Annotated in this window: 1 pseudogene; it reads right to left on the bottom strand. The window is 76.9% G+C overall.

The features are described from left to right. Positions 1-255, bottom strand: a pseudogene (locus tag RM704_RS45105) (IS200/IS605 family accessory protein TnpB-related protein); the annotation flags it as partial.

Raw genomic sequence — 255 nt, 5'->3', positions numbered from 1 at the left:
GCTTGCCGGACTCGCCGTCCGCCTGGCAGAACCAGCGCTCCGCCTCCCACCGCCCACGCCACGCGGACTCGGTCAGCTGGGCCGTCTCCAGGTGGTGCCGGGTGCGGGCCAGGCGCTTGCCGCCGCGCACGACGTGCACGATCCCGGCATCCCGGTCGGCCCGCGCGGCGGCCAGCCGGTCCCGCAGCACCCGCAGACGACGCGACTTCGCATGCCACTCCCGCCGCGACCGGTAACCCCCCGGCGCCCTCTTCG

The organism is Streptomyces gottesmaniae (assembly GCF_031845845.1).
GTDB classification, from domain to species: domain Bacteria; phylum Actinomycetota; class Actinomycetes; order Streptomycetales; family Streptomycetaceae; genus Streptomyces; species Streptomyces akebiae.
The sequence above is the reverse complement of the archived record's forward strand: the minus strand, read 5'-3'. Positions and strand labels throughout refer to the sequence as shown.